We start from the raw sequence: 18,878 nt of genomic DNA, 5'->3' as shown, positions 1-18,878 counted from the left end.
AATTCATTCCATCTTTTTTACCTGAGTTTTGCAATGTTTCCTGGAAGAAGAGAAACAAACCAATAAACGAAAACTTTAATTTATGAATCGTACTAACCATACGAAAACTATTCTTACAAAGCTTTTTCTTGTACTATGCATTTTTGTTGGGTACAATAGTTACGCCAACAACAAACAGGATTCAGAGAAAAACAGGCCAAAAGATTACCAACTGATTTGGGAGGATAATTTTGATAACGATGGTTATCCTGATGCACAAAACTGGAATTTTGAATATGGTTTTGTGCGCAACCGTGAACTACAATGGTATCAACCCCAAAATGCTTATTGCAAGAATGGACGTTTAACAATAGAGGGTAAAAGAGAAAATATTTTCAACCCAAATTTCAATCCACTTAGCGATGACTGGCGCACGAATCGTTCGAGCGCAAAATACACATCAGCATGCCTTATTACTAAAGACCTGCAAGAATGGCCTCCGTTTGGCTACTTTGAAATAAGCGCACGTATTAATATTTCAAACGGTGCCTGGCCCGCTATTTGGTTGTTAGGAACCGAGCAAAGCTGGCCACAATGCGGCGAGATAGACATTATGGAATTCTATCGAATAAATAATGTTCCACACCTTTTGGCAAACGCAGCGTGGGGCTCGGAATTAAATTACCAGGCCAAGTGGGACGACACAAAAATTCCATTACAACATTTTACGAAAACCGATCCCGACTGGGCCGATAAATTCCACACCTGGTCGATGCACTGGGACAAAAAACAGATCAGCATTTACCTTGATAACGAGTTACTGAACCAAGTCGATCTGCAACAAACAATTAATCCTGACGGAGGCAATCCTTTTACTTCCGATCAGAAATTCTACTTGTTGCTCAACCTTGCAATTGGCGCAAACGGCGGCGATCCTACACACACGGAGTTCCCCATTCAGTTTGAGGTTGATTATGTGAAAGTCTACAAAGAAACAACGAACTAGATATTCGAAATTATAACTATTTCAATTTTAATAATTAAATCACGAATCTTTATGAAAAAGAAGAGTAAATTGAATCAATGTCATTTCTGCAATGGGATTTTAAAAACCATGGCTTTGGCATTGATGTTAATCATTGTTCACGGAACTGCAGCATTTGCCGGCTCCGGAACTGCATTACAAGAAAAATCAATCACTGGTACAGTGCTTAGCACTAGCGGCGAGTCAATACCCGGTGTATCGATTTTAGTAAAAGGAACTACACACGGAACGATTTCCGATATTGACGGAAACTTCACGCTTAGCGATGTTCGCTCTGAAGACATCCTTGTTTTCTCTTTTATCGGTATGAAAGAAGTAGAGGTTACTGTGGGAGATCAGGCGAGTATTAAAGTTACCATGGAAGACGCCGTAATTGGTGTTGACGAAGTTGTGGTTGTTGGTTATGGTACGCAAAAGAAATCGGACATTACCGGTTCGGTAAGTTCTGTATCGGAAGAGCGACTGGCCAAAATACCTGTTTCAAACGTTATGCAGGCTGTTCAGGGTGCTGTTTCAGGTGTTAGTGTAACACAGGTTTCTTCTATCCCTGGTGAAGCTCCGCAAGTTTTGGTTCGCGGTGGCGGATCGTTAACAGCTTCTACTGATCCGTATGTTGTTGTTGACGGTATTCCTATCTCTAAAATGGGAGGATCGATTAACGATATCAACCCTAACGACATCAAATCAATCGAGATTTTGAAAGATGCTTCGGCAACTGCAATTTATGGTATGAATGGTGCCAACGGTGTTATTCTTATCACTACTAAAAGCGGAAAATCATCAACACCTACCATTAAATATTCAGGTTATCTTGGTGTAGAGGAATTTGCCAATATTCCTGAAATGGTATCAACCGACGAGTTGCTTGCACGTTATGCTGAAGGAAATCGCATCAACGGTTCACCTCTGTACGAAGCTCCGGTAAAATACCAGTACGAGGTAGAAAACTACAAAAACGGTCATACTATCGATTGGATCGATGAAGTTTCGCAAACCGGTGTTCAGCAGAATCACAACATCAGCATTTCGGGTGGAAGCGAGAACTTAAGCTACTACATCTCGGGCGATTTATTAGACCAAAAAGGTGTTGTAAAAGGTTATAACTACAAACGTAACTCAATACGAACCAACATTGATGCACAGGTTACCAGTTACCTGAAAATCGGTACCAACTCATCGATTGTCTATCACAACCGCGACGGTGGCCGTGCTAACCTGCTAAATGCAGAAGCAATGAGCCCGTACGGAAGAATGTACGAAGATGACGGCACCTACACCATTTACCCGATGTTTGGTGAAACTTTGTGGGCCAACCCAATGCTTCCTACTACTACAAGTCCTGAGCGTCGTCAGTTTAACGTAAACCTGAATGGTTTTGCTTATGTAACTTTTGGCGACATCTGGAAACCACTTACAGGATTAACTTACCGCTTGAATGCCGGTCACTCTACTATTCAAAGCCGCAATAGTAACTACACCGGTCAATCGGTTAACGATTTGTTGGGAACAGCAACTATTTCAAGAAGTGAAACTCAGGCATATACCATTGAAAATATTCTTCGTTACGACTATGATATGAACAAACACCATATCGATCTGACCGGAGTTTATTCTTCTCAGGAAAGAGTTTACAATACCAACTGGGCACAGGCAAGCGACTTTGTTAACGACGAGCTTGGATGGGACAGAATGCAGGCAGGTGCCAGCTCAAGTGTTAGCTCGTATGCCGACAGATATGCTGCAGTTTCGCAAATGGGACGTTTAAACTATTCGTACGACAGCCGTTACCTGTTTACAGTTACTGTGCGTCGCGATGGTTCATCCGTTTTTGCTGATGGTGTAAAATATGGAACATTCCCTTCAGTAGCTCTTGGTTGGAACATTCGTCATGAAGGTTTTATGGCAAATGCCGAAAAAATTACCAACCTGAAACTAAGATTATCGTATGGTAAATCAGGAAACGAGGCCGTTAGTGTTTACCGCACGTTTACAACTATGGCTGACCGACAAATTCCATTTGGCGGATCAACAAATATTGCCATGGTTACCGACCGTTTAGGAAACAGCGATTTAAGCTGGGAAACCAAAGAAAGTCTTAACCTTGGTTTGGATTTTGGCTTCTTCAACAACCGAATTAACGGTTCGCTTGATCTTTATTCTGCAAACAACTCTGATCTGTTGCTGTCGCGTAAATTGCCATCTGCTTCAGGATTCGGTTCTGTAACAGCAAACATTGGTGAAACTTCAACAAAAGGTATAGAACTTACACTGAATACTGTTAACGTTGCCACAGCAGACTTTAAATGGAACAGTTCTATTGTTTTCTCGAACAGCAAATCTGAGATCGTTGAATTGTATGGCGATGGTTTAGACGACATCGGTAGTGGCTGGTTTCTTGGCGAACCTATCGGCGTTATCCGCGATTACAAAAAAGTGGGCATCTGGCAGGAGGACGAAATTGCCAATGGCGATCATTTAGATTGGGATCCGGTAGCTAAACCTGGTGATGTTAAAGTAGCAGATATCAGTGGTCCTGACGGCGTACCAGACGGTGTTATTACCGACGACGACCGCGTTATTCTGGGTCAAACAGCTCCGAAATGGACAGGTGGTTTAACCAACACTTTCGCATATAAAAACTTCACACTGAACGTATTTATCCAAACGGTGCAGGGAGCTATGCGCAGCAACCGCCACATTGGAATGGCATCAGACGAAATTGAGCGCCGTAACAGTTTTGCCGACATTGGTTACTGGACTCCTGAAAACCAAAGTAACGAATGGCGTTCATTGAATAAGAACTCAAATCCACACGGATACGGATTCCCGGTTAAAAATAACTTCACGCGTATTAAAGACATTACGCTTAACTACGACGTGCCTCAGCATTTGCTCGACAAAGCCGGTATCAGTGCTTTAAGCCTGTACCTGAGTGGACGTAACCTGTACACCTTTACCGACTGGATTGGTTGGGACCCTGAAGAAAGAGATACTCCTCGTGGATGGAACAATTGGGATATTAACTATCCGGCAGTAAGAACAGTAGTTTTTGGTATTAACCTTACTCTATAAAGAATACAACAATGAAGAAGAATAAATTTCACATATTGATAGTGATGGCTTTAACTTTTTTGGCCATCTCTTGCAGCGAAGACTTTTTGGACGAAACACCATATTCTTCCTATGCACCTGAAACATTAACCGATGAAGCCGGTATTGAAGCAGCTTTGAAAGGTTTGCACTATAATTTTGGTAGACTCTGGACCTGGTCAGACCAACAAGGATGGGCCGGTGTTTGGCAAGACGGAACTGATGTATGTTCTCCCGGCGGCGTTCAGGGCGTAGAAATTCCGTTTTTTAAATACGAAGACCTGAACTCGGAGAATGCCGCAGTTAGCTACATGTGGTCGATGTGCTACCTGATCATCAACAATGCAAACAATGCAATGGTAGCAATCGGCGAAGATGGCGATCCTGCTAAAATGGCCGAAGCAAGATTTTTCCGCGGATACTGCTATAACATCCTGGCAACGTTGTATGGCGATGTTCCGTTGCTTACAGAACCAACATCTTCTGCACGAACCGACTTGGAGCGCACACCTGTTGCTCAGGTTAACGCTCAAGTTGTTGAAGACCTAAAATATGCATCGGAGAATTTACCTGACATTACTGGGACAGTAAGCGAAAGCCGCGCCAACAAACACATGGCTATGCAAAGTTTGGGCGAAGTGTATTTGCGCCTGGATCAACCAGCCGATGCAGAAACTGTATTGACCAGCATTATCAATAGCGGACTTTTCTCAATTGTTGAGGAACGTTACGGTGTTGCTATTGATGTGAATGGCGACTATTTCAGCGACATGTTCAAGTTCGGTAACCAGCGTCGCTCAGAAGGAAACTCTGAGGCGATCTGGACTTTCGAACTGGAGTACAACAAAGGTGGAATCTCTGGTGGATTTACAAACGCACCTCAGCAACGTCGTAACTGGGTCCCGGCTTATCACAATGTTCCGGGAATGACTTACGTTTACGATGGTGTTGACGAAAGTTTTGTTCATCCATACGGAGGTCGTGGTAACGGCCGTATTCGCCCAAGTAACTGGGTAAAATACGAGTTGTACGAAGATGGCGACATCCGTAATTCGGAAAACAACATCACAAGAACATTCTACTACAACGCTCCGGGGTATAGTGCAACCTGGGGTATAGATGCAAACGGTTTCAGAGTTGCAGCAGATTCGCCGGATGCAGTTATGGTAAAAGACGTTATGGAAGGCGACACAGCAATAATTGCAGCCAGCGATACTTTAGAAGTTGCATACCCTTATACACGTAAATGGGATTCATTCGATCCTACCGACCAGTGGGGATGGACAAACATTAAGGATTTCCCAATTATGCGTTTTGGCGAAACTTACCTGCTTCGTTCTGAAGCTCGTTTTAAAAACGGTAATGCTGCCGGTGCTGCCGACGATATTAACGTTTTACGCGACCGTGCTTTTAAAACTGCACGCGAAGAAAGTGGCAACAGCGAATTAGGAAAAGTATCGTCAGCCGATATCGACCTTGATTTTATTTTGGATGAACGCGCACGCGAATTGTTTGCTGAAGAAAACCGCCGTATGACATTGATGCGTACCGGAACTTTAGTTGAACGCGCTGCATTGAACACAGAAAGTACCATTAAAGGTACAATCAGTGGAATCAGTGAGATTAACCTGTTGTTACCTATTCCGTTAAGCGAAATTCAACGTAACAAAGATGTTCAGTGGGATCAAAACCCGGGATATAATTAGGATTTATTCATGAGAAACCACGGTTTAATAGTTGATGGTTCTCAAGTTTAGCTAGATTAGTTAGTATGAATAGAAATGCCCTTCGGGGCATTTCTTATTTTTATACGTGTCAATGTTATTTGTCCAAAACAATTCATCATGTTAAAAGCCACTTTCTTCTTCGTCATTCTAATCCTGTTTTTCAGCTGCAAAACACCCGACAGCAACAGTCAATCATTGATTTCAGTAATCGACCAATCATTGGAGCTTGCCACACAACAAAGTTTACTAATGGCTGAATCATTAAAAGATCAACCGGATAAACTTCCGCAAACGATTGACAAAAACGGCAAGTTGGTTACCTGTAATTCGGATTGGTGGGTTAGCGGATTTTTCCCCGGTGTATTGTGGTATTTGTATGAAAATTCTCCGTCCGACTCATTAAAACATTGGGCAGAAAACTTCACTCTGCGTGTTGAAGACCAGCAATACACAACAGACAATCACGATGTTGGCTTTATGATCTTTTGCAGCTTTGGAAATGGGTATCGCATCACCGGAAATCCGGAATACATAGAAGTGATCCATAATGCATCAAAATCGTTGATCACACGTTTTAACCCAACTATTGGTTGCATCCGCTCTTGGGATTATGCCAGCTGGAGTGCACAATGGCAATACCCGGTTATTATCGATAACATGATGAACCTGGAATTGCTGGAATGGAGCGTCAAAACCTTTAACGACACTACATTTAGCTACGTGGCACGCACACACGCCAACACCACCATGGAAAACCACTTTCGTGACGATTACAGCAGCTACCATGTAATTTCGTACGACACCATTACCGGTGCTGTAGAGAAGAAAAACACTTCGCAGGGATATTCTGATGATTCAGCATGGGCACGCGGTCAGGCATGGGGACTTTACGGTTACACTATGATGTACCGCGAAACAGGCGATAAAGCTTATTTAGAGCAGGCTGAACATATTGCCGATTTTATCATCAATCACCCCAATCTGCCGGAAGATAAAATTCCTTACTGGGATTTTAATGCACCGGATATTCCCAATGCTTTGCGCGATGCTTCAGCAGGAGCAATTATGTGTACTGCTCTACTTGAATTAAGCGCTTATGTTTCGCCAGAAAAAGCAGAAACGTATCTCAACATTGCCAAAACTCAGCTTCGCAGTTTAAGTTCTGATAAGTATCTAGCCAAACCCGGAGAAAATGCAAACTTCATTCTAAAACACAGCGTTGGACACATGCCTAACAAAAGCGAGGTTGACGTTCCGTTAAGCTACGCTGATTATTATTTTGTTGAAGCTTTAATGCGTGCTAAAGAGTTAATAAAAGAAGGGAAGTTGAAATAAAAACAAACAGCAGCAAGAGAACCTCGCTGCTGTCGTTTACGTTTATTTTCAAGTTTATATCTAACACCCGATTGACGTCAACACACCAATCTTCGATTAAATTCGAGTATCAAATCAAGTATAATCTATCGTCCCAATCCTTGTACTTTTTCGGTTTTGTTTTGTTATAAAAAGACTCACGTAGCTTTGGCTATGCTTACTTTTTCTAAGTTCACAAAACACAAAAAATTACGACGGCTTAAACAACACTTTATACTTGATTCGACACTAGAGTTTATCGCCATTTTCCAATAAAAAGGCTTCTGCTTCCACATTCCACAATCCCATGTACTTTTTGCAAAGCTTATCCAGCTCGGCATACACCGGATTTTCTTTCCCTTTCTCTTCAAATTCAGCAATTGCTGTAAGCGGAAAATCAAAATGTGTATAAATCAATTTCTTACCACCAGGAATATTTGGAAGATTCAAAGTTGCTTCAGGTACTGCATTTAAACCACCAATGTGGGTTACCAATCCTGCCGGATCCAGTCCTGCAGTCATAATTTCCAGCGCTTCTTTCATGTCATCGGTGTTACCGCCTGATGTTCCAACAATATGTGTGTAAGCGTAATGTACGTTATAGAAATTCATTTTTGCCGTGAATTCGGTGTTCGATGGGCCGGCGAAAAAGTTAAGACAACCATCGAAACCAAGAATTGCATCGCCCTGCTCTACTACCGGAGCAACCGGAGCAAAAACAAATACATCGTCGTAACCTTTACCACCGGTTAATTCTTTTAATCCGGTTACCGGATCAGCCATTTCTGCAGTATTGATGTATTTCAATTCGATTCCGCGCTCTTTCGCGAACTCAACGGTGTAGAGCTCAGCTGCACGGTCAAGCCTTGTCTGGTCGATATCGGTAACCACCATCAATGATGGTTTTCTATCTTCGCGGCGCAAAACGTAATTGATAGCTGCCAGTCCCATTGGACCAACACCGGCAAGAATGGCCATTTTACCACCGTCAACAATTTCCATTTTGTGCACGTAGCTTCCGGCAGTGGTGTGGTAATTGGCATGCATTGCACCAATAACACAGCTTAAGGGTTCAGCCAGCGACGCAGGGTAATAACCAGGTCCTTCATAGGCCAGCAAACAATCCTGCACCAGCACATCTTTTGGAATGATCACGTAAGTGGCATCACCGCCAATGTATTTGTACGAATAACCCGGAGCACTCAATACGCCCACCGGCCCATCTTCGTAATAAATTGCCGGTTGAATGGAAAATTTTTGTCCTGCCGTAAATTTATCCTGCCAGTTGGCTCCTACTTCAACAATCTCTCCGGCAAACTCGTGCCCAATCATAATCGGATTTTCAGCAATATCATCCGGAATACGTTTGTGATCGCTCGCCTGGTTGGCAGCTTTGTAACTCGACATACACAAACTGTCGGTTACCACCTTGGCCAAAATCTCATCATCACTTATTTCAGGTAATTCAAATTCCTCTACCCGAAGGTCTTTTTTACCGTATAATCGAACTGCTTTTGTTTTCATTTTCTTTTATATTTTCAGATTGAAAAGGTTGAATTAGATTGATGCAGATTGAAGCTCCTATCTCGAAACTCGTAGCTCGTGGCTCGAAGCTTTTTCATCACTTATCAATAATCCTTTCCAATTTTTGTTCCTCTGCTTTTTTACTACTTTGCTTTATTAACGGTTATTTTTACCGGCTTGCCGGAAATCCTTATGTTTTCCATGCGTTCCTTAACGTTTCCCGTTCGTTCCTTAACGTTCCTCATGGGTTCCTTAACGTTCCTCATGGGTTCCTTAACGTTCACCGTGCATTCCTTGTCGTTCCTCATGAGTTCCTTAACGTTCCTCATGGGCTCCTTAACGTTCTCCATTCATTCCTTAACGTTCCCCATGAGCTCCTTAACGTTTCCCGTTCATTCCTTGTCGTTCCTCATGCGTTTTTAACGGCTCTCCATGCATTCCTTAAGGTTTCCCGGACAATTTCACACGGGTCACTCCTTCTACTTTTGCCTTCAATTCCTAGTGTAACATCGACTGTCCACCCGAGATTGGCAGCGCCTGTCCGGTTTCATTCTCCTGGTCGATCAGGTATAAAATTCCTTTCACCACGTCTTTTGGCGAACATCCTTTTCCAAGTGGCACCTGGTCTAAATAAAACTGCTTCACATCGTCGATTGTTTTTGCACCCGGCACTTTCCCTGCATTCAGGTACTGAATAAACAATCCGTTTTCAGGATCGCTCCACAGCGGACCTTCGTAAAAGTTACCCGGACAAACCGAATTCACCTTAATTTTTTCGGGTGCCAGTTCCAATGCAAACGACTGAGTAAGCCCGATTCCACCGAATTTACCACCGGCATAGGCGAAATTCTTCTTGCTTCCTTTTAAGCCCGATTTTGAGTTGATTTGAATGATATCAGAGTAATAATCCGGTTTAAAAGCATTTTGAAGTTTCAATATTTTAGAGGCTACTTTTGTACAATAGAAATAAGCGTTGTAGTTGATTTTGGTAACAAACTCGAAATTCTCCGGAGTCATTTCATCCAGACCACCCGCACGTAACACGCCTGCATTGCTTACAAACACATCCAAACCACCAAAAGTAGCAACGGTTTCCTTCATCAAATTGGCCAGGCTATCCATATCGGCCACATTGGTTTTTACAAAAATCGCCCTGTTGTTGCCTTTCATGGCAGCCAGTTCGGCAGCCGTTTTATTTCCAACCTCTTCGTTAATATCAGCAACAACAATATTGGCACCTTCTTCGGTTAAATGGCGGGCAATACCTTCGCCAAATCCCATGGCAGCTCCTGTTACAATTATGGTTTTATTCTGAACGCGGCCAACAGATGTTCCGGCAGCAATTTTACGGCGGTAATTCTCCACCTCCCAGGTATCGATAAATGCAATTTGTTCAGGCGTCATAAAATGCTGACCGCCGAACGACTCCGAATAAGCGCTGATCTTCATCGCATCTTCAAACACATCCAAAATAGTGTTGCACTGTGCCGCATGATCGCCAACAGCCAACAAACCAATTCCTTTCAGCAAAATTACTTTTGGTGCAAAGCCGTTTGCTGAAATAAAAGCCGCGATCTTTTCTTTGGCCTCTTTCAACAGGTATTCAACGTTTTCGGTTTGCTCAATAAATACATATTTCGATTTGCAGTAAACGATCAGGTCAGGCGTAAATGGCCTGGCCACCTTTTCAAATGCTTGTGCATCTTTTGCGAATTGTGCAATTACTGCATTGTTACGAAGCTTCAGCGTCTTGATTTCCTCTTCAGAAACCATCATTCGAATAGCAGGAACAAATTCAGCAATATCATCGCGAATTGGAAGTGTTTCTGCCGACAATTCCTCTTTCAACGCACCGTTCAGTTTTGCAAATACTTCGTTGTAAATCGTTTCAATCTCATCGATAGAATCGGCGGCCACAAAAATTCCGTGGTTTTGTAAAAAGATGATCTGCGCAGCTTTCCCTTTTTCTGCGTTGAATTTGGCCAATTGCTTTTCAACCTCTTTAAACAGTACATAACCCGGATCGATGTATGGAATATAAACCACCTGGTTGCCAAACAACTCACCGAGATATTTTTCAACCTCGTTGCCACACATCAAACCATTTACTTTTGTTGGATGCAGATGCACCACATAAGCATATTCAATGGCATCGTGCATGGATGTTTCTACCGACGGACGGCGGTCTTTTGTGATGGTAGCTTCCATCAGGTCGTCTTTAATCTGGCGTTCGCGCTCAAACAGATCAGCGCTGTATGTTTTTTCTGAGATCAGCCCAAGCTTTTTGCGATCGAGCTTTGCAAAACCATCTTCGGTAATTGTGGCCAATGCATGACCACTGGCTTTCACCCAAATATTTTCGTCGTTTTTGTACGAGGTGTTTCCACCTCCGGCAATCACCATCTCCGGATTTTTGCCATAGAATTGCGATATCTTAATAAGATTTTCTAATCCTTCCATTTTTTCTTTTTCGCTTTGAATTTTGCTCGCAGATTTCGCAGATCAGCGCAGATTTTCTTCTTCTATTTCTCTGCGAATAGCTGCGCTCTCTGCGTGAATTTTTTTATGCGATCATTTCTTTTATAACCGCGTTACCCAGGGTGATAAGATCGGTAACGGAACGCTCAGTACGATCGCCGTTTGCCAAAACAAATCCTTCTTCGCCATGGGTTTTTAGGTATTGATGGGCTGCGATAACACAAGCTCCGTTGTACGATACTTTTTTCAAATCTTCGGGCAGAGTATCTTCTCCGTCAACTTTCACTTCGAGAGGGAAAACTCCCGGTGTATTGTGTTCCGATCCCAGAGAAATTACATATCCTTTTTTGCTGAAATATTTAATGAACTCTCGCAGTTTCTGTACTGAATTCCGCGACGGAATCAGTTCGATCATGTGCACGTTCATGGCCTTTAATTGCTCATCCATAAATTCCCAGTCACGTTCGAAATAAGTGATCAGATTACCTTTTCTGTCATCAAGCAAAACCGGATAACAGGGAATTCCACCAGCATCCAAAATATACTCGCTTATGCGCTCCACCGGCGGGAATGATGCAGGTGATTCAGGAACAAATGCCGTACCCCCTGCTTTCAGCAATTTCCCGCGGATTTCGTTTTCAATTGCAGGAATATCGTCAGGATTCGACTTGGGCTCCACATCAAAAAGTTCGGTGTAGAACATCATTTTGCCCGACTTTTTCGGATAGTTCTCTTCCACCAAAATACGAACAGCTTTGGCAATGTGCCTTTCTCGCACCAATTCTTTGGCGTATTTCGATTTTATGTCATCGTAAGTCAGGCTCATTTCCGGGTAGATCGATTGCAAAAGATAGTTCACCTTTTCAATCATCTTCGCCACTTGTTTCTGGCTTTCAGCAATCAAATCATCCAAAAACTTTTTGCTTTCTTCCGAAACGCGGTAAGGATAATTCAGCCCTTTACCGCTGAAATAAATGCGCCCCGGATTATTTGGATCATTGATGGTAACGTTGCGGCGTTGAAGCTCCGGAATCAGCCCGATAAACTCAACATTAAACAACGGAAATACGCCGTATTTTACCGCGTAATTATAAAATTCGTTATAACCGTCGGAAACAAAAAAGTCGTTAATCCCCAACACATCAACCTCTTCGTCTTTTGCCAGATCAAAAATCTGCGCAATATTATCGAAAGAGCTAAATGAGTATGGTGTATGGATGTGACCATTAACATGAGGAACGCTAACATCGCCTCCAATTCGCATTAATGTTTCAATATCCGGGTATTCTTTTAGAAAATTCATATCAGTTATCAGTTATTGGTTAAAAAGCAAGTGTGAATATAAAAAATCCTTTCCTACCAAAACTTTTTCACACTATGCTTTTCAACTAACCAAGATTATATACCTAACTTATTTCTGCGGATTTGCTCGGCGTTTGTATAGTTGTTTTTCACAACATGACCTTTCAATGGAACGATTTTTTCGTGAATCGCATCCAGGAACCAGTCAACTTGTGGGAAGAAATACTCTTCCAGTTCGTACGCCGGCGTGATCCAGTTACGCGAACCAACAACTACAGGCGGTGCATCCAATTCGTCGAATGCCAGTTCGGTAATATTTCTTGCCAAATCATTCAGGAATGAACCACGTGAGTTGGCATCGCCCGAGATGATAATTCGTCCGGTCTTTTTCACCGACTCCAACACTTTTTCGTAATTGAAAGGAACAAGCGAACGGGAGTCGATAACTTCTGCTTCCATTCCGTATTCTTCTTTCAATTTATCAGCAGCTTCAAGAGCGCGGTACAATGTTGCACCAATGGTAAGAATTGTAATGTCTTTTCCTTCGCGTTTTACATCCGGCTCGCCAAACGGGATTTCGTAATATCCTTCCGGCACTCCGCCTTCGTGGAATTGCTCGCCAATGTCGTAAATACGCTGACTTTCGAAGAAAATCACAGGATCGGTTCCCTGTAATGCAGTGTTCATTAATCCTTTGGCATCGTACGGAGTTACAGGGAATACCACTTTCAATCCCGGAATATGCGCTACCAGCGAAGTCCAGTCCTGCGAGTGCTGTGCACCGTATTTAGATCCTACAGAAACGCGAACTACCACCGGCATTTTAATTACGTTACCCGACATGGCCTGCCACTTCGGCATCTGGTTGAAAACCTCATCACCACAACGTCCGAGGAAGTCGCAATACATAATTTCAGGAATTACGCGTCCGCCACACATGGCATAACCAATGGCAGTACCAATAATCGACGCCTCTGAAATTGGCGAGTTAAATAAACGATTGTACGGAAGAGCTTCAGTTAGTCCGCGGTAAACGGCAAATGCACCACCCCAATCGCGGTTTTCTTCACCGTAAGCTACCAATGTTGGATCTTTGTAAAAACGATCAACTACAGCTTCGAAAATACCGTCGCGCAATTGGTATTGTTTTATTTTTGAGAATGGTTTTCCGTTGGCATCAAAAGCAAAACGCTCCTTTTTAGCCAGCTGCTGTACACGTGGATTTTCTTCCATTGGGTGATTTACCTCAACTTCGCGGTCTTCCATTTTATCCAAACTCTCGTTCGAAAACATCATGTCACCGATCAGTTCAGGATATTTTTCCATATCCATGTGAGGAGAAACTTTTTCATCAATAGCCAGTTTCATCGCGTATTTCATCAACTCAACGATGTCGGCTTTAATATCAGCAAGCTCTGCTTCTTTTGCAACTCCTGCTCCAACCAACTCGCTCGCATACGAAGCGATACAATCCTGTTTTTCCCATGCTTCCACTTCCTCTTTACTACGATACGATGAAGCATCAGAAGGTGAGTGACCACTGTAACGGTAAGTTAAAACGTCGAGCAGAACCGGACCTTTTTTGTCTTTCAGCAGTTCCATTTTGCGTTTGTACGCATCAATAACTGCCAGCGGATTGTAACCGTCAACACGCTCGGCGTGCATACTGTCGCGGTTTACACCGGCACCAATACGAGCGGCAATGTCGTAACCCATAGTTTCACCACAGGTTTGTCCACCCATTCCGTACTGGTTATTCATGATATTAAAAATGATTGGCAGACCACCTTTGTAAGCGCCTTCCCAAAGCTGCTCAAACTGGTCCATCGATGCAAAAGCCAGACCTTCCCAAACAGGACCGCAAGCCATAGAAGCATCACCAATATTGGCAACCACAATACCATCTTTTTTATTTACTTTTTTGAATAATGCAGCACCCACAGCAATGTCGCCCGAACCACCAACAATAGCGTTGTTCGGATATACTCCAAACGGTGTAAAGAAAGCGTGCATCGATCCACCTAAACCTTTATTGAAACCTGTTTCACGGGCAAAAATCTCGGCCAGTGTTCCGTAAATAAGGAAACGACGCGCCAACGATTTTACGTTGCCTTCGTGACCTTCTTTTACAATATTCAGAATTGTACCATCAAAGAAGTTGGTCATTACGTCCATCAATTCGTCGTCGCTCATTTTGTGGATAGCCGACATACCTTTGGCCAAAATCTCGCCGTGAGAACGGTGCGAACCAAAAATAAAATCCTCAACTCCCAAATGATAAGCCATACCAACAGCTGCCGATTCCTGTCCGATTGACAAGTGAGCAGGGCCAGGATGGTTGTACTCGATTCCTTCGTACTCTCCTTTGATTTTTATGAGATTCAACATGGTTTCAAACTCACGAATCAGCGACATATCATGGAAGATATTGATGAATTCGTCATTCGAAAAGTTAGCTTTTTCCTCTTCAATACTTTTGTTGTATTGATTTACAGGTATTTCTTTGAATTGAATTGAACCCGGTTTTCTTACTTCAACCGGATCAATAAATTGCGACTTAGGCATAATATTTTGTTTTATTAATTTTTACTTGTTTTTCTTCTTTGTCAGTATGGTGTTTAATGACCGAAACTAAAAATGGTTTCTTTAAATATCTCCGAAACTGTTGGATGTGGGAATACCACTTCTTCCATTTCTTTCAGTGTCATTTCGGCTTCTATGGCCATGCAGGCTCCGTAGATCATTTCACTCGATGGATTTCCAATCATGTGAACTCCCAGTACTTCGCCATAATTTGCACCTACCAACACTTTGCACGATCCGCTGCCACCTTCATTTTCGGCAACAAATCGTCCGGCGTAAGCCATTGGCAGTTCAGCTATTTTATAGTCGATTCCTTTTGCTTTTGCTGTTTCTTCGGTAAGTCCTACTCCTGAAATTTCAGGATTGGTGTAAACCACTCCTGGAATGGCATTGTAACGCATTTTATCCGGGCGACCTAAAAGGTTATTTACTACCACTTCGCCTTCGCGGCTGGCAGTGTGTGCCAGCAATGAGAACCCTGTTACATCGCCTGCTGCATACACGTTAGGAATATTGGTGCGCATTTTTTCATCGACTTTAATTCCGCCTTTGAACAACTCGACACCTAAATTCTCAAGACCAAAACCTGTAATGACCGGCTTGCGGCCAACGCTCATCAATATTTTATCACCTTCAATTTCTGTTACTTTCCCGTCTTTTTCGTAGGTAACTTTTGTTCCGTCAACTTTGGTAACTTTCGACGACAGATTGAACTCGATGCCTTTTTTTGCGTACATCTGACGCAACATAGCACTTTGTCCTTTGTCCATTCCGGTCAGTATCTCATCCAGCATTTCAATGATGGTAACCTTCGTTCCAAGGCTGTTAAAAATACTGGCGAACTCCATACCGATAACCCCTCCGCCGATGATCACCAACGATTTTGGCTGCTCTTTTAATTGCAAAATCTCGCGGTTGGTCAAAATCTCTTCATTACCCTGAACACCGGGAATTGGGGGCACAAAAGCTTCAGATCCGGTACAGATCATCAGATTAGCAGCAGTATAGGCTTTACCCCCTGCTTCAATCTCAATACCTTCGACACCTCTCTTTTGTATCATTGCTTCGTCGTTGACTACATCCACGTTAAACTGCTTCATTTTCAAGCCAACGCCGCCAACCAATTTCTTTACCACTTTATTCTTACGGGCCATCATTTTATCGAAGCTAAACGACAGATCGTTCGCTTCCACACCGTATTTACTTCCGCTTTTTGCGCTATCGTAAATCTTGGCTCCGTAAAGCAATGTTTTTGTAGGAATACAACCTTCGTTCAAACAAACACCTCCAAGTTCTTTCTTCTCGAAAAGAACCACTTTCAGTCCCTTTGCTCCGGCTCTTTCAGCGGCAACATATCCGCCCGGTCCGGCACCTATTATTGCTAAATCGTACTTCATTTCGGTATTAATAGTCAAAGGTTAAGTTTTCAATTTCAATAGCTACCTGCTTCACAAATCGTGTTGCCATTCCGCCATCAAGCGCCTGGTGATCGTAAGTCAAACTCAAGCCCATGTATGGCACAAATCCGTAAACGCCATCACCAAGATCTTTTGGTCGCGGCACAATTGTATTTACACCCAGAATAGCTACCTGTGGAAGATTAATTACCGGGGTAAACATTTCAACGCCATAATTTCCGAGGTTTGAAACCGTAAACGATGCAGCCTCGGAAGAAAGCAGCTCAGGATCGATACTTCCGGTACGGCAGGCATCGGCAACTTCTTTAAACTGATTGGACAGTCCGATAATCGACAGGTCATCTGCATTTTTAATTACAGGAACCATCAAACCTCGGTCGGTATCAACGGCCAAACCTAGATGTACTTTATTGAAATATTTCACACTATCTCCAAGGAAATGTGCATTTACATCAGGAAATTGTTTCAGCGCTTTGATAACGGCAAAACAAACCATATCGTTTAATGTAATATTCGGAGCACCTTCATTGGCTTTAATTTCTTTACGTAGGGCCAATAATCTTCTTGCATCGGCACCCAAATGGTGAGTTAACTGCGCCGAGTTCTGCAACGATTGGTGCATTGCTTTGGCAATCAGCTTTCGGATATGCGGCATTTTTTTGATTTCGAAATCACCGGCATAAACCGGATTTGTTCCAAGGTCTGACGCCTTAACCGTTCCTGCCAACCCGCTTCCGGTACCTACGGCTTCCAAACCTTCGGCTTTGGCAACTTCTTTTGCCAGTGGCGAAAGTTTTGGCTGCGATGCTGCAAACGCTTTCACATCGCGCTCTATTACACGTCCACTAGGACCTGATCCTTCAATCGATTCGTAAGGAACTGCTTCTTTCTCAGCCAGATTTTTGGCGCGAGGAGAAATTTTCACTTTTTCACCTTCAGCCTTTTCTTTCAGAACAACCTTAAGCTCTTCTTTTTTCTCAGCAGGTTTTTCTTCCACTTCTTCTTCTACTTCAGCAGCGGCAGCAGGTGCAGTTCCGGCAGAAAACTCATCTATGTTTTCGCCAGGCTGGCCAATAACGCCAATGGTTTGCAAAACAGGAACCTCATCTCCTTCTTCGCAAAACACAGCCAATAAAACACCATCTTCCTCAGCTTCCTGCTCGAATGATGCCTTATCAGTTTCATAAGCAAAGAGCGCCTCGCCCTTTTTCACTTCCTCTCCCACTTCTTTCGTCCATTCGGTAAAGATGCAGGATTCAACAGACTGCCCCTGGCGGGGCATTATTATCGGTGTAGCCATAATTTTATTAATTTTTGACAAACTTATATGACCCTACTTGTATTTACAAGTTAATTCTTTGTTTTTATTTAAAACCCTAATTTACAATCTTTTCAACACATTTACAAGTAACTTGTAAATACATTTATTTAATTTTGTATTTACATCTAAAGAGAAAATCGCTTATATTTGTCACTCGAGAAAAAAGAATCATTATGCGTCTGAGCAAAAATCTACCGCAATACAAAGTTGTTTACGAAATCATTCGCAAACACATATCAGATGGGGTGTATTTAAAAGGAGACATTCTCCCATCAGAAAACGAACTTTGTGCGGTACATCAGACGACACGCCCCACTATACGAAAGGCACTTGACCGCCTGGTTCACGAAGGTTACATTAAAAAGAAACAGGGAAAAGGAAGTATTGTAATGGGCGTTCCGCAGGGTGTTGGAATTCTGTCGCTATCAGGAACCACCAGCGCTGTGGGACAGGAAAACCTTATTACGGAGATTATTGTAAAACCGGAGATCCGGCAATGGGACACTTCGAATCTGGCATACCCGCTACTGAATGACGAAGAAGAATTTGGCTGTATTTATTTCGAACGACTACGCATTATGAACAAGCAGCCGGTTTTTTATGATATTACCATGATGCCCAACATTAACCTGCGGCGTTTTATCAGCCGAAACCTGGAGAACAAATCACTGTTCAACATACTGCGCACGATGTATGACATAGAAGTTACCGGTGGTGAGCAGCGATTGATGGCCATTCTTGCTGACAAGAAGATTCAGGAATACCTGAATGTAAAAGAGGGCCATCCGATACTTCATATTAACCGCAAGATGGAAACCAGCCGTGAGGGCTTTTTCCTCTACAGCCAGGTGTATTGCAACAGCGAGAAGTACGCTATTTTTGGAACGTTTTAAGAACCAAACAGGCAAATATTTTACCGCGTAAATCAACAACAGCAATGAAATGAGATTACCATTGTTTCACGCAAAGGAAATAAGAAGCGCAAAGCTCGCAAAGGCTCAGGCTATTGCAGAATTCGCATTGCGTGCTTTGCGAAAACTTAGCGCTCTCTGCGTGAA

The 18,878-nt window shown here is 42.9% G+C and carries 12 protein-coding genes; 5 read left to right on the top strand and 7 right to left on the bottom strand.

The window, feature by feature from the left end; genetic code table 11:
- The first annotated feature begins 82 nt into the window (after window positions 1–82).
- From G4420_RS14285 to G4420_RS14270, 4 genes are all read left to right on the top strand, one after another.
- Entirely contained in the window at window positions 83–985 is a 903-nt protein-coding gene (locus tag G4420_RS14285; RefSeq protein ID WP_163324565.1) for a glycoside hydrolase family 16 protein, read from the top strand.
- 51 nt (window positions 986–1,036) lie between these two features.
- Window positions 1,037–4,096, top strand: coding sequence for a SusC/RagA family TonB-linked outer membrane protein (locus tag G4420_RS14280; protein ID WP_204273694.1), 3,060 nt, complete (start codon window positions 1,037–1,039; stop codon window positions 4,094–4,096).
- A gap of 11 nt (window positions 4,097–4,107) precedes the next feature.
- The gene (locus G4420_RS14275) at window positions 4,108–5,820 is read left to right on the top strand and encodes a RagB/SusD family nutrient uptake outer membrane protein (RefSeq protein WP_163324563.1); all 1,713 of its coding nucleotides are present in this window, start codon (window positions 4,108–4,110) and stop codon (window positions 5,818–5,820) included.
- 138 nt (window positions 5,821–5,958) lie between these two features.
- Complete coding sequence (locus G4420_RS14270; protein ID WP_163324561.1) at window positions 5,959–7,176, top strand: glycoside hydrolase family 88 protein; 1,218 nt, start codon at window positions 5,959–5,961, stop codon at window positions 7,174–7,176.
- 267 nt (window positions 7,177–7,443) lie between these two features.
- On the opposite strand, the gene G4420_RS14265 is transcribed toward G4420_RS14270, so the two are convergent.
- From G4420_RS14265 to G4420_RS14235, 7 genes are all read right to left on the bottom strand, one after another.
- Complete coding sequence (locus G4420_RS14265; protein ID WP_163324560.1) at window positions 7,444–8,718, bottom strand: zinc-binding dehydrogenase; 1,275 nt, start codon at window positions 8,716–8,718, stop codon at window positions 7,444–7,446.
- Between the two features lie 143 nt (window positions 8,719–8,861).
- Entirely contained in the window at window positions 8,862–9,068 is a 207-nt protein-coding gene (locus G4420_RS14260) for a hypothetical protein (RefSeq protein WP_163324558.1), read from the bottom strand.
- 148 nt (window positions 9,069–9,216) lie between these two features.
- Window positions 9,217–11,178: an SDR family NAD(P)-dependent oxidoreductase gene (locus G4420_RS14255; RefSeq protein ID WP_163324556.1), complete on the bottom strand. Its 1,962-nt coding sequence runs from the start codon at window positions 11,176–11,178 to the stop codon at window positions 9,217–9,219.
- A 103-nt stretch (window positions 11,179–11,281) separates the two neighbouring features.
- Window positions 11,282–12,499, bottom strand: a complete 1,218-nt coding sequence (locus G4420_RS14250) for a PHP domain-containing protein (RefSeq protein WP_163324554.1) — start codon at window positions 12,497–12,499, stop codon at window positions 11,282–11,284.
- A gap of 95 nt (window positions 12,500–12,594) precedes the next feature.
- Complete coding sequence (locus G4420_RS14245) at window positions 12,595–15,063, bottom strand: alpha-ketoacid dehydrogenase subunit alpha/beta (protein ID WP_163324552.1); 2,469 nt, start codon at window positions 15,061–15,063, stop codon at window positions 12,595–12,597.
- Window positions 15,064–15,116: 53 nt separating this feature from the next.
- On the bottom strand, window positions 15,117–16,478 hold the full coding sequence (gene lpdA / locus G4420_RS14240) for a dihydrolipoyl dehydrogenase (protein WP_163324550.1): 1,362 nt from the start codon (window positions 16,476–16,478) through the stop codon (window positions 15,117–15,119).
- 7 nt (window positions 16,479–16,485) lie between these two features.
- Window positions 16,486–17,799 carry a dihydrolipoamide acetyltransferase family protein gene (locus G4420_RS14235; RefSeq protein WP_163324548.1) on the bottom strand — a complete coding sequence of 438 codons (1,314 nt, stop codon included), beginning with the start codon at window positions 17,797–17,799 and terminating at the stop codon, window positions 16,486–16,488.
- Between the two features lie 194 nt (window positions 17,800–17,993).
- On the opposite strand from G4420_RS14235, the gene G4420_RS14230 reads away from it, so the two are divergent.
- The gene (locus G4420_RS14230) at window positions 17,994–18,713 is read left to right on the top strand and encodes a GntR family transcriptional regulator (RefSeq protein ID WP_163324546.1); all 720 of its coding nucleotides are present in this window, start codon (window positions 17,994–17,996) and stop codon (window positions 18,711–18,713) included.
- The last annotated feature ends 165 nt before the right edge of the window (window positions 18,714–18,878 follow it).

Source organism: Draconibacterium mangrovi, from assembly GCF_010586825.1.
GTDB classification, from domain to species: Bacteria; Bacteroidota; Bacteroidia; order Bacteroidales; family Prolixibacteraceae; genus Draconibacterium; species Draconibacterium mangrovi.
This window is presented reverse-complemented; position numbering and strand designations above follow the sequence as displayed.

Bases quoted from the DNA above. Each gene is read 5' to 3' on its own strand.
- G4420_RS14280 (WP_204273694.1), top strand. From the start codon at position 1,037: ATGAAAAAGAAGAGTAAATTGAATCAATGTCATTTCTGCAATGGGATT.
- lpdA (WP_163324550.1), bottom strand. From the start codon at position 16,478: ATGAAGTACGATTTAGCAATAATAGGTGCCGGACCGGGCGGATATGTT.
- G4420_RS14230 (WP_163324546.1), top strand. From the start codon at position 17,994: ATGCGTCTGAGCAAAAATCTACCGCAATACAAAGTTGTTTACGAAATC.
- G4420_RS14245 (WP_163324552.1), bottom strand. From the start codon at position 15,063: ATGCCTAAGTCGCAATTTATTGATCCGGTTGAAGTAAGAAAACCGGGT.
- G4420_RS14260 (WP_163324558.1), bottom strand. From the start codon at position 9,068: ATGGAGAACGTTAAGGAGCCCATGAGGAACGTTAAGGAACTCATGAGG.
- G4420_RS14270 (WP_163324561.1), top strand. From the start codon at position 5,959: ATGTTAAAAGCCACTTTCTTCTTCGTCATTCTAATCCTGTTTTTCAGC.
- G4420_RS14255 (WP_163324556.1), bottom strand. From the start codon at position 11,178: ATGGAAGGATTAGAAAATCTTATTAAGATATCGCAATTCTATGGCAAA.
- G4420_RS14235 (WP_163324548.1), bottom strand. From the start codon at position 17,799: ATGGCTACACCGATAATAATGCCCCGCCAGGGGCAGTCTGTTGAATCC.
- G4420_RS14250 (WP_163324554.1), bottom strand. From the start codon at position 12,499: ATGAATTTTCTAAAAGAATACCCGGATATTGAAACATTAATGCGAATT.
- G4420_RS14275 (WP_163324563.1), top strand. From the start codon at position 4,108: ATGAAGAAGAATAAATTTCACATATTGATAGTGATGGCTTTAACTTTT.
- G4420_RS14285 (WP_163324565.1), top strand. From the start codon at position 83: ATGAATCGTACTAACCATACGAAAACTATTCTTACAAAGCTTTTTCTT.
- G4420_RS14265 (WP_163324560.1), bottom strand. From the start codon at position 8,718: ATGAAAACAAAAGCAGTTCGATTATACGGTAAAAAAGACCTTCGGGTA.